The organism is Streptomyces sp. NPDC057302 (assembly GCF_042667685.1).
In the GTDB taxonomy this organism is placed as follows: Bacteria; Actinomycetota; Actinomycetes; order Streptomycetales; family Streptomycetaceae; genus Streptomyces.
This window is the reverse complement of sequence record NZ_JBHUZJ010000144.1, coordinates 1-11,362: the sequence shown is the minus strand read 5'-3', so window position 1 is coordinate 11,362 and position 11,362 is coordinate 1. Positions and strand designations below refer to the sequence as shown.

The following is an 11,362-nucleotide window of genomic DNA, read 5'->3' as shown; positions in this document are numbered from 1 at the left end:
GCCGTCATACGTACGGTCTCAGCTCACTGCGTACAGATTTAGCTGAACGAGTCGCCGCAGGCGCAGGAGCCCGTGGCGTTCGGGTTGTCGATCGTGAAGCCCTGCTTCTCGATGGTGTCGACGAAGTCGATGGAGGCGCCGCCCAGGTAGGGAGCGCTCATCCGGTCGGTGACGACCTTCACGCCGTCGAAGTCCTTGACGACGTCGCCGTCGAGCGAGCGCTCGTCGAAGAACAGCTGGTAGCGAAGGCCCGAGCAGCCGCCGGGCTGAACGGCGACGCGCAGCGCCAGGTCGTCCCGGCCCTCCTGCTCAAGAAGGCCCTTGACCTTGCCCGCGGCGGCGTCGGACAGGAGGATGCCGTCGCTCACGGTGGTGGTCTCGTCCGATACGGACATCTGCTTCTCTCCCGGGTTGTACGGAGACTGCTTGCCGACGGTTGCAACCGGCGGGGCCGCGGATTCATTCCGGGCCGAGTGCTGTTCTCTCGGCTGTCTGTCCCTTCATGCTCGCACATGCCGCCGCGAGGGGCATCGACCCGGCAGAGGCGAACGCGTCACATCGACACTATGGCCATCGTCAAACTGACGTGAAGCGGTTATGATAGATAACGTCAATTAGACGAAAAGGCTCGTCTGCAGAACAGAAAGGGTGCGTGTCGTGACCACCGCCCAGTCCCCCGGGGACCTCGTGGACCTCGATGTTCAGCCCACGCCGCTCGCCCTCCTGCTGCTCGGCCGCGAGGCCGACCCCAGGAGCGAGCGCGGCGTGGAGTGCCCCGGCGATCTGCCGTCGCCCTCCGACCCCGACCTCGTGGAGCGCGCTCGCGCCGCCAAGGAGAAGCTCGGCGACAAGGTCTTCGTGCTCGGCCACCACTACCAGCGCGACGAGGTCATCCAGTTCGCGGATGTCACCGGCGACTCCTTCAAGCTGGCCAAGGACGCCGCCGCCAAGCCGGAGGCCGAGTACATCGTCTTCTGCGGCGTGCACTTCATGGCCGAGTCCGCGGACATCCTGACCACCGACGACCAGAAGGTCGTCCTGCCCGACCTGGCCGCCGGCTGCTCGATGGCCGACATGGCCACCGCCGAGCAGGTAGCGGAGTGCTGGGACGTGCTGACCGAGGCCGGGATAGCCGAGCAGGTCGTGCCCGTCTCGTACATGAACTCCTCGGCCGACATCAAGGCCTTCACCGGCAAGCACGGCGGGACGATCTGCACCTCGTCCAACGCCAAGCGGGCCCTGGAGTGGGCCTTCGAGCAGGGCGAGAAGATCCTCTTCCTGCCCGACCAGCACCTCGGCCGCAACACCGCGGTCCGGGACATGGGCCTCACGCTGGAGGACTGCGTCCTCTACAACCCGCACAAGCCGAACGGCGGCCTGACCGTCGAGCAGCTGCGGGACGCGAAGATGATCCTGTGGCGCGGGCACTGCTCGGTGCACGGGCGCTTCTCGCTGGAGTCGGTGGAGGACGTGCGCGCGCGGATTCCCGGCGTGAACGTCCTGGTGCACCCCGAGTGCAAGCACGAGGTCGTGGCCGCCGCGGACCACGTGGGCTCCACGGAGCACATCATCCAGACCCTGGAGGCGGCGCCCGCCGGTTCCAAGTGGGCGATCGGGACCGAGCTGAACCTCGTACGCCGCCTGGCGAACCGTTTCGCCGCCGAGGACAAGGAGATCGTCTTCCTCGACAAGACGGTCTGCTTCTGCTCGACCATGAACCGGATCGACCTGCCCCACCTGGTCTGGGCGCTCGAATCCCTCGCCGAGGGCAAGCTGGTCAACCAGATCGAGGTCGACCGCGAGACCGAGCAGTTCGCGAAGCTGGCCCTGGAGCGGATGCTGGCGCTGCCGTAGGCAGTACGTGAACGGGGCGCCCCTCTGGGTGAGGGGCGCCCCGTAAGGGGCGCGGGGAACTGCGCGATCAGCCCCCACCGGCCCGCGGGGTCAGACTTGAGCCGGTGCCGGTTCGTCCGACGCGGCGTCGGCCTGCGGCGGGACGCCGGCCTTCTTCGCCCGCTTCGCCTCGCGCTTGTCGCGCCTGCGCTCCTTGCGGAGTTCCACCATCGCGTACAGCGTCGGCACGAGGAGGAGGGTGAGGAGCGTCGACGTGATCAGGCCGCCGATGACCACCACCGCGAGCGGCTGGGCGATGAAGCCGCCCTCGCCCGTGATGCCGAGGGCCATCGGGAGCAGCGCGAAGATCGTCGCGAGCGCCGTCATCAGGATCGGGCGCAGGCGGTGGCGGCCACCCTCGACGACCGCTTCGACCACGCCGTGACCCTGCTTGCGGTACTGGTTGATCAGGTCGATCAGGACGATCGCGTTCGTCACCACGATGCCGATCAGCATCAGCATGCCGATCATCGCCGGGACGCCCATCGGGGTGTCCGTCGCGATGAGGAGGCCGATCGCGCCGGTGGCCGCGAACGGGATCGAGACCAGCAGGATCAGCGGCTGGACCAGCGAGCGGAACGTCGCCACGAGCAGCATGAAGACGATCGCGATCGCCGCGAGCATCGCGAGGCCGAGCGAGGCGAACGCCTCGTCCTGGTCCTCGGAGACACCGCCGATGGACGCCGTGGCGCCGTCCGGAAGGTTCAGCGCGTCGAGCTTCTTGGTGAGGTCGGCGCTGACCGCGCCGGTGTTCTCGCCGGTCGGCTTCGCGGTGATCGTCGCGGCGCGGGCGCCGTCGATGCGGGTCATCGAGACCGGTCCGTCGACCAGCTTGACCGAGGCGATGTCACCGAGCTTCACCGAACCGAGGTTCAGCTCGCGCAGCTGGGCGAGGGTCTTCGCCGGCTGCGCCGACTTCACCACGACGTCGCGCTCGGTGTCGTCCAGGGTCGCCTTGCCGCTCTCGGTGCCGCGGACCGCCTGGGCGACGGCCTGACCGAGGGTGGTGTCGTTGAACCCGGCAGCGGCGGCCTTGGAGTTGGCCTTGACCGAGATCCGCGGAATGCTCTGCGAGAGGTCGCTCTGCACGTCCGTGACGTCGTCGATCTTCGCGACCTCGTCGCGGACCTCCTCGGACGCCTTGGCCAGCACGTCGCCGTCGGCGGCCTTGACGACCACGCTCAGGTCCTGGCTGCCGAAGCCGTCACCGGCCGCGATGGACGTCTGGCCGATGCCGGAGAGCTTGCCGAGCTCCTCCTCGACCAGGTCCTGCGTCTTGTCGTACGACGCCTTGTCCTTGAGCGTCAGGGTGTACGAGGCCTGGTTGGTGTCCGTGGAGCCGCCGAAGGCCGCCATGAAGCCGGAGCTGCCGACCGTGACCTGGTAGTCCTTGATCTCGTCGATGCCGTCCAGCATCTTCTCGATCTTCTTGGCCGACGCGTCGGACGCCGCGAGGCTGGTGCCCGGCTTCAACTCCTGCTTGACGGTCAGGACTTCCTGCTCGCCCTGGTCGAAGAAGTTGGTCTTCAGGAGCGGCGCCATGCCGAACGTACCCACGAGGATCACGATCGCGATGGCGAGGCTGGTGAAGCGGCGGCGGGTCGCGAAGCGCAGGACGGGGACGTAGAAGCGCTGGAGCCTGCTCTTCGCCTCCTTCTCCTCGGCCTTGCGGCGGGCCTCCTCCGGGTCGGCGCCGCGTACGTCCTTGGGAGGACGCAGGAACCAGTACGACAGGACCGGCACCACCGTCAGCGAGACGAGCAGGGACGCCAGGAGCGCCGCCGTGACCGTCAGCGAGAAGGAGCCGAAGAGCTCGCCCACCATGCCGCCGGTCAGGCCGATCGGCAGGAACACCGCGACGGTGGTCAGGGTCGAGGACGTCACGGCGCCCGCGACCTCCTTGACCGCCTTGATGATCGCGGCCTCGCGCTCCTCGCCGTAGCCGAGGTGGCGCTTGATGTTCTCCAGGACCACGATCGAGTCGTCGACGACCCGGCCGATGGCGATGGTCAGCGCGCCGAGCGTGAGCATGTTGAGCGAGAGGTCCCGCGTCCACAGCACGATCAGGGCCAGGACCACCGAGAGCGGGATGGAGACCGCGGTGACCAGCGTCGAGCGGATCGACGCCAGGAAGACCAGGATGACCAGGACCGCGAAGACCAGGCCGAGCGCGCCCTCGGTGGTGAGGCCGTCGATGGACTTGGAGACGGCCGGGCCCTGGTCGCTGGCGACCGTCAGGTCCGATCCGGCGCCCAGGTCCTTGCGGAGGTCGGGCAGCTTGTCCTTGACCGCGTCGGAGATGGCGACGGCGCTGCCGTCCTGGTCCATCGTGATCGCGACGGCGAGGCTCGGGGTGCCGTTCGTCCGGGTGATGGACGTGGCCTCCGAGGGCTGCTGCTTCACCGTGGCGACATCACCGAGACGCACCGGCTTGCCCGGACGCTCCCCGGGCTTGGCCTCGGCGGTGACCATCAGGTCCTGGATCTGCTTCAGGGAGGTGTAGCCGCCGCCGACCTGGACGGTGCGGTTCTTGCCGTCCTCGTCGAAGGAGCCCGCCGGGAGCGTGGCGCCGCCGGCCTGGAGCGCCTGGCCCAGGGCGGCCGGGGTCAGGCCCGCCTTGGCCAGCTTCTTGTCGTCGGGGGTGACGTCGACCTGGAGGTCGCGCACTCCGTCGACGGTGACCTGGCCGACGCCGTCGATGTCCTCCATGGCGGGCACGACGGTGCGGTCGAGCTGGTCGGAGAGCGCCTGCTGGTCCTTGTCGGAGGTGACGGAGAGGACCACGGTCGGGATGTCGTCCGTGGAGCCCGCGATGACCTGCGGGTCGACGTCGTCGGGGAGTTCGGCGCGGGAGCGGTTCACGGCCTGCTGGACATCGGCGACGAGCTGCTTGGAGCCGTTGCCGTAGTCGAACTGGGCCATGATCACGGCGTTGCCCTCGCTCGCCGTGGAGGTGATGCCGGTGATTCCGTCGACCGCGTCGAGCGAGGACTCCAGCGGTTCGACGACCTGCTTTTCGACCACATCGGGGGACGCGCCCTGATACGGGGCCAGGACGGACACCATCGGGAGTTCGATGGAGGGCAGCAACTGCTGCTTGAGCTGAGGGATCGCGATCGCGCCGAAGACGAGGGCGATGATCGATATCAGCCCGACAAGGGCCCGTTGGGCGAGGCTGAACCGGGACAGCCAGGACATGGTGGTCTCTCTCTGTGGCGTACTGCGCAGGAACGGGCACCGGCGAGCCGGTGCCCCCTACACGATCTGCCATGTCCAGGGCAGGAATCGTCACTCCGAGGACCCGTTCTTATGCGGCGCATACTGCGACCGCAGTACGTTGCGCCCGCACTCACTCCACCCTTGGACGTACCAGGCCCGATTCGTAGGCAATGACGACGAGTTGTGCCCGGTCGCGGGCGCCCAGCTTCGCCATCGCACGGTTCACGTGGGTCTTCACCGTGAGCGGGCTGACTTTGAGCCGCTCGGCGATCTCGTCGTTCGAGTGCCCGCCCGCGACCTGCACGAGGACCTCGCGCTCACGCCCGGTGAGCGCGTCGAGCCGCTCGCTGCGGGCCCCGCCGCTCTCGTCCGAACTGCCGCCCTGCGCGAGGAACTTGGCGATCAGGCCCTTCGTCGCCACCGGGGAGAGCAGGGCGTCGCCCGCCGCCGCGATCCGGATCGCGCCGAGCAGTTCGTCCGGCTCCGCGCCCTTGCCGAGGAAGCCGGAGGCACCGGCGCGCAGCGACTGCACCACGTACTCGTCGACCTCGAAGGTCGTCAGCATGACCACGCGTACGTGGGCCAGGGAGGGGTCGGCGCTGATCAGGCGGGTGGCGGCGAGGCCGTCCGTGCCGGGCATCCGGATGTCCATGAGCACGACGTCGGCGGCCATTGACTTGGCCAGCTCGACGGCCTCGGCGCCGTCCGACGCCTCGGCGACGACCTCCATGTCGGGCTCGGAGTTGACGAGCACCTTGAACGCGCTGCGCAGCAGTGCCTGATCGTCGGCGAGCAGCACCCGGATCGTCACGCGGTCCCTCCCTCTGCCGGGGTGACCGGCTTTGCCGTGACCGGCAGGATCGCATGGACGCGGAATCCGCCGCCGTAGCGGGGTCCGGCGGTACAGCGGCCGTTGAGGGCGCTGACGCGCTCGCGCATGCCGAGCAGGCCGTGCCCGCCGCCTTCGCCGTCCCCGCCCGGCTCCTTCTTCTCGCCCCCTCCGTCGTCCAGGATCGTGACCTCGACGTTCGGTCCTACGCGGATGACGCTGACCTCGGCCTTGGCGCCCGTGCCCGCGTGCTTCTGCACGTTCGTGAGGGCTTCCTGGATGATCCGGTAGGCGGCCAGGTCGACTCCGGCGGGCAGGTCCGCCGCCGCGTCGCCGCAGGTCACCTCCACGGGGAGGCCCGCGTGGCGGAAGGTCTCCACGAGGTCGTCGAGGCGGGCCAGGCCCGGCGCGGGCTCGGTGGGCGCCTCGGGGTCACCGGTCTGGCGCAACAGGCCGACGGTGGCGCGCAGTTCGTTGAGGGCGGAGCGGCTGGCGTCGCGTACGTGCGAGAGGGCTTCCTTGGCCTGGTCGGGCCGCTTGTCCATGACGTGGGCGGCGACGCCCGCCTGGACGTTGACGAGGGCGATGTGGTGGGCGACCACGTCGTGCAGGTCGCGGGCGATGCGCAGCCGCTCCTCGGCGACACGGCGCCTGGCCTCTTCCTCGCGGGTGCGTTCGGCGCGCTCGGCACGTTCGCGTATGGCGTCCACGAAGGCGCGGCGGCTGCGGACGGCGTCACCGGCGGCCGCGGCCATGCCGGTCCAGGCGAAGATGCCGAGGTTCTCCTGGGCGTACCAGGGCAGGGGGCCCGCCAGCATCGCCACCGCGGTGAGCCCGGTCATGGTGACCAGGCCGATGCGCCAGGTGGTGGGGCGATTGGTGCGGGCGGCGACGGTGAAGAGGGCGATGACCGCGCTCATCACGACGCCGCCGCGGAACTCGCCGGTGACCAGGTCGACGACGGTGAAGCCGCAGGTCGCGGCGAGCACGATCCAGGGGGCGCGGCGGCGGAAGACAAGGGCGATTGCGCCGAGCGTCATCAGGACGAGGCTGAGGGTGCTCGGGGTGCGGGTGCCCCAGGTGGGGCCGCCGTCATGGCCGTACGGCTCGACGAAGGAGCCGATGACCATGCATATGAGAACGGCTGCCGCGAGGGCGGCGTCCACAGCCAGGGGATGCGCCTTGGCCCAACAGCGGCCTCGCACGAGAGTGGTCACGCCTTGAACGGTACGGGGCCCTGCGGGCTGCTGGGACCGGTCCGACGGCTCGCCCCTGCGGGGCAACGACCCCAGGCCTCGGCTCAGGGTCGCCTTCCGGGCAGACCTGTCCCGCCCACCCACTCGATTGCCCCGCGTCCAGTTCTCGGCCACTTTGGCACCGCCTGGTTATGGGCGGGCGGGGTGGGAGACATCCGCCGCGAAGCGGGGTCTAGCCCGGGATCAACCCGTCGTCGCTCAGCATTGCGCGGACCTCGTCCAGCGTCGCGTCCGGTGCCGGGAGGATCAGCTCGGAGGGTTCCAGGGCGTCGTCCGCGAGGGGCTCGCCCAGCTCCCTGACCTTGTCCAGCAACGCGTTCAGTGTCCGGCGGAAGCCGGACTCGTCGCCGCTCTCGATCTCCTCGAGCAGCTCGTCGTCCAGCTTGTTCAGTTCGGTGAAGTGGCCGTCGGCCAGCTTCACCTGCCCCTCCCCCATGATCCGTACGATCATGTCGCCCTCCTCGGACGTGAGCGGTGAACTACTGCTTGTCGAAGCGCGGGGTGTCCTGCGGCTGCTGGGCCTGGGGCTGTCCCTGACCCGGCTCGATGGCCTGCTTCGACGTCGAGCCCCCTGCCAGCTCGGCCTTCATCCGCTGCAGTTCCAGCTCTACATCAGTACCACCGGAGAGACGATCCAGCTCGGACTGGATGTCGTCCTTGGCGAGCCCGGAGGAGTCGTCGAGGGCGCCCGACGCCAGGAGCTCGTCGATCGCGCCGGCCCGTGCCTGGAGCTGCGCGGTCTTGTCCTCGGCGCGCTGGATCGCCATGCCGACGTCGCCCATCTCCTCGGAGATGCCGGAGAAGGCCTCGCCGATCCGGGTCTGCGCCTGGGCCGCGGTGTACGTGGCCTTGATCGTCTCCTTCTTCGTGCGGAAGGCGTCGACCTTGGCCTGGAGGCGCTGCGCCGCAAGGGTGAGCTTCTCCTCCTCGCCCTGGAGCGTCTGGTGCTGCGTCTCCAGGTCGGTCACCTGCTGCTGAAGCGCCGCACGGCGCGAGAGCGCCTCACGGGCCAGGTCCTCACGGCCCAGGGCGAGGGCCTTGCGGCCCTGGTCCTCAAGGGTGGAGGACTGCTTCTGGAGCTGGCTCAGCTGCAACTCCAGGCGCTTGCGCGAGGTCGCCACGTCGGCGACACCGCGGCGCACCTTCTGCAGCAGCTCGAGCTGTTTCTGGTACGAGTAATCGAGGGTTTCGCGCGGGTCCTCGGCCCGGTCAAGGGCCTTGTTCGCCTTCGCGCGGAAGATCATCCCCATACGCTTCATGACACCGCTCATGGGCTTCGCGCGCCCCCTTCTGACGGACTTCCAGCTCCAGGTACTGCTCAGAACCCACAGTACGGGCCCTGCATCCATTACCGCACTGTTCGCGTGCGGATGCGCTCATCCCCAAGGACGACTGTGTCCGGCCGGGCTCAGGCGTAGGGAGTAGGTGCACCCCCGGGAACCGCCCGAAAAACCGCTTGTAAACCACACGGAACGTCCCCTTAGGCACACAATCAAGACGCCCGGTGTTGCCGGATCGTTCCCCACAAGGCGGGGGTCCACACGTTCACACCCCGTACCCTTGGGTTTTGTGTTCCGTAGCCGATCCAAGGACGAGAAGGCCCCGGCGAGCAAGGCCCCGGTGACCGACTCCCAGCAGACCCGTGACCCGCAGGCCCCCAAGGGCCGCCCCACGCCCAAGCGCAGTGAGGCCCAGACCCAGCGCCGCAGCGTGGCCAATACGCCTGTGACGCGCAAGGAGGCGGCGAAGCGACAGCGCAGTGAGCGCCGCGTCCAGATGGACAAGCAGCGCCAGGCGCTCGCCAGCGGCGACGAGCGCTATCTGCCGGCCCGCGACAAGGGTCCCGTGCGCAAGTTCGCGCGTGACTTCGTCGACTCGCGGTTCTGCATCGCCGAGTTCTTCCTGCCGCTGGCCGTGATCATCCTCGTACTGAGCATGGTCCGGATCCCGCAGCTGCAGAACATCGCGCTGCTGCTCTGGCTCTTCGTGATCGTCCTGATCATCGTGGACTCGGTGACGACGGCGGTCCGCCTGAAGAAGCGCCTGAACGAGCGCTTCCCGAGCGAGAGCAAGAAGGGCGCCGTCGCGTACGCCCTGATGCGTACGCTCCAGATGCGCCGTCTGAGGCTGCCGAAGCCGCAGGTCAAGCGCGGAGAGCGGCCCTGAGCGGTTTCGCCGGCGGGGCCGCCGCGTGGCTGGAGAAGCTGGGCGGCCTTCGCAATGCCGTACGCCAGGAGCTGGTGACCCGGCAGCTCGACGAGCAGATAGCCGGGCGCTTCCCCGTGGGGCAGCGGCTGCGGGTGCTCGACGTGGGCATGGGCCAGGGCACGCAGGCGCTGCGACTCGCCCGTGCCGGGCACAAGGTGACGGGCGTCGAGCAGGATCCGGCGATGGTGGCCGCGGCGCGTGCCGCGCTCGCCGCCGAGCCCGAGGGCATCCGGGGCCGGGTGCGCATCGTCGAGGGCGACGGGCGCGAGACCGGGGTGCACTTCCTGCCGGGGAGCTTCGACGTCGTGCTCTGCCACGGCGTGCTGATGTACGTCGAGGAGCCGGACGCGCTGCTCGCGGGGCTCGCCCGGATGCTGGCCCACGGCGGGCTGCTCTCCCTGCTCGTGCGGAACGCGGACGCCCTTGCCATGCGGCCGGGGCTCGCCGGGGACTGGGCCGGGGCGATGGGCGCCTTCGACTCCACCGTGTACCGCAATCGGCTCGGGCTCCAGGCGCGGGCCGACCGGCTGGACGCGGTGTCCGCTTCGCTCGCGGGGATCGCCGCGCCGTTGCACGCCTGGTACGGCGTGCGGGTCTTCACCGATGGTGCGGCGGATACGGCGGTTCCGCCAAAGGACGCGGAGTTGGCGGCGTTGCTCGCCGCCGAGGAGCGGGCCGGGCGGACCGACCCGTACCGCCGGGTCGCGGCTCTGCTGCACGTCTGCGGCGTGCGGGACTGACCGGACCGCCGCTTCACGGCGGATGTTTCCCGGCCACCCACCCGATCACCCCGCGGCAGAGTCGGTGAGGGTGGGCCGAACGCCCTGATCGGCCCTCTAATTCAGGGCGACACATGGTGGCGAACCCGACACTCGGGACATGACTGTCTCGCACCTCCGTAACGTCACCGCCGCCGCTGCCGTCGCCGCCGGGCTACTTCTGAGCGGCTGTTCCAGCCACGGCTCCGGGGACTCCGGTGAATCCACCACTCAGGCCGCGCCCATGGCGGACAGTGATCTGCAGAGCGACTACCAGCAGGTGATCAAGGACGTCCTGCCCTCGGTCGTCCAGATCGACGCCTCCGACAGCCTCGGCTCCGGCGTCGTCTACGACGACGAGGGCCATGTCGTCACCAACGCCCATGTCGTGGGCAAGGAAAAGACCTTCAAGGTCACGACGGCCACCGGCAAGCAGGCACTCACCGCCGAGCTCGTCTCCTCGTACCCCGAGCAGGATCTCGCCGTCATCAAGATCAACAATCCGCCGAGCGGGCTCAAGGCCGCCAAGTTCGCGGACTCCACGAAGGCCGAGGTCGGGCAGATCGTGCTCGCCATGGGTTCACCGCTCGGCCTGTCGTCCAGCGTCACGCAGGGCATCATCTCGGCGACCGGCAGGACCGTCAGCGAGGGCCGCTCCGAGGGCGCCACCGGGGCGACCATCGCGAACATGGTGCAGACGTCCGCCGCGATCAACCCGGGCAACAGCGGCGGCGCCCTGGTCACCCTCGACAGCGAGGTCATCGGCATTCCGACGCTCGCCGCGACCGACCCGAACCTGGGCGACAGCGCGGCGCCCGGCATCGGGTTCGCCATCCCGTCGGCGATGGTCAAGACCATCGCCGACCAGATCATCAAGGACGGCAAGGTCACCGACTCCGGCCGGGCCGCCCTCGGCATCACGGGACGCACGGTCCTCGGCGACGACTACAAGCCCGCGGGTGTCGCCGTCGTCGAGGCGCAGAAGGACGGCGCCGCGGCCAAGGCGGGCATCGAGGCCGGCGACATCATCACCAAGCTGGGCGATGCCGAGCTCACCACGATCACCTCGCTCTCCGAGGCGCTCGCCGGGGAGAAGCCGGGCGACAAGGCGCAGGTGACGTACGTACGGGACGGCTCGGACAAGACGGCCGACGTCACGCTGGGCGAGATGTAGGCACGGCATACGGCACGACGAGAGG

The 11,362-nt window shown here is 69.4% G+C and carries 10 protein-coding genes; 4 read left to right on the top strand and 6 right to left on the bottom strand.

Annotation, left to right across the window (positions count from 1 at the left end; translation table 11 throughout):
• Positions 1-38: 38 nt before the first annotated feature.
• Positions 39-395, bottom strand: a complete 357-nt coding sequence (locus ACFUPX_RS43245; RefSeq protein ID WP_249590357.1) for an iron-sulfur cluster assembly accessory protein — start codon at positions 393-395, stop codon at positions 39-41.
• A 253-nt stretch (positions 396-648) separates the two neighbouring features.
• Between ACFUPX_RS43245 and nadA the strand changes: the two genes are divergently transcribed.
• Positions 649-1,854, top strand: coding sequence for a quinolinate synthase NadA (gene nadA, locus ACFUPX_RS43240; protein ID WP_383335095.1), 1,206 nt, complete (start codon positions 649-651; stop codon positions 1,852-1,854).
• Between the two features lie 90 nt (positions 1,855-1,944).
• On the opposite strand, the gene ACFUPX_RS43235 is transcribed toward nadA, so the two are convergent.
• The 5 genes from ACFUPX_RS43235 to ACFUPX_RS43215 form a co-directional block, all read right to left on the bottom strand.
• Complete coding sequence (locus ACFUPX_RS43235; protein WP_383335093.1) at positions 1,945-5,091, bottom strand: efflux RND transporter permease subunit; 3,147 nt, start codon at positions 5,089-5,091, stop codon at positions 1,945-1,947.
• A gap of 151 nt (positions 5,092-5,242) precedes the next feature.
• Positions 5,243-5,923 carry a response regulator gene (locus ACFUPX_RS43230; RefSeq protein WP_383335091.1) on the bottom strand — a complete coding sequence of 227 codons (681 nt, stop codon included), beginning with the start codon at positions 5,921-5,923 and terminating at the stop codon, positions 5,243-5,245.
• A complete protein-coding gene (locus ACFUPX_RS43225) occupies positions 5,920-7,158 on the bottom strand; it encodes a sensor histidine kinase (RefSeq protein ID WP_383335089.1) in 1,239 nt (412 codons plus the stop codon). Before ACFUPX_RS43225 ends, ACFUPX_RS43230 begins: the two co-directional genes overlap by 4 nt.
• 211 nt (positions 7,159-7,369) lie before the next feature.
• A complete protein-coding gene (locus ACFUPX_RS43220; protein WP_383335087.1) occupies positions 7,370-7,648 on the bottom strand; it encodes a hypothetical protein in 279 nt (92 codons plus the stop codon).
• A gap of 28 nt (positions 7,649-7,676) precedes the next feature.
• Complete coding sequence (locus ACFUPX_RS43215; protein WP_351159509.1) at positions 7,677-8,468, bottom strand: PspA/IM30 family protein; 792 nt, start codon at positions 8,466-8,468, stop codon at positions 7,677-7,679.
• Positions 8,469-8,688: 220 nt separating this feature from the next.
• Here ACFUPX_RS43215 and ACFUPX_RS43210 point away from each other — a divergent pair, with 220 nt between their 5' ends.
• The 3 genes from ACFUPX_RS43210 to ACFUPX_RS43200 all read left to right on the top strand — a co-directional run bounded on the left by ACFUPX_RS43210 (position 8,689) and on the right by ACFUPX_RS43200 (position 11,337).
• Complete coding sequence (locus ACFUPX_RS43210; protein ID WP_383335097.1) at positions 8,689-9,363, top strand: DUF3043 domain-containing protein; 675 nt, start codon at positions 8,689-8,691, stop codon at positions 9,361-9,363.
• Positions 9,364-9,437: 74 nt separating this feature from the next.
• On the top strand, positions 9,438-10,145 hold the full coding sequence (locus ACFUPX_RS43205) for a class I SAM-dependent methyltransferase (RefSeq protein ID WP_383335085.1): 708 nt from the start codon (positions 9,438-9,440) through the stop codon (positions 10,143-10,145).
• A gap of 139 nt (positions 10,146-10,284) precedes the next feature.
• Positions 10,285-11,337 (top strand): S1C family serine protease, encoded by a 1,053-nt coding sequence (locus ACFUPX_RS43200; RefSeq protein ID WP_383335083.1) that lies wholly within the window; start codon positions 10,285-10,287, stop codon positions 11,335-11,337.
• The last annotated feature ends 25 nt before the right edge of the window (positions 11,338-11,362 follow it).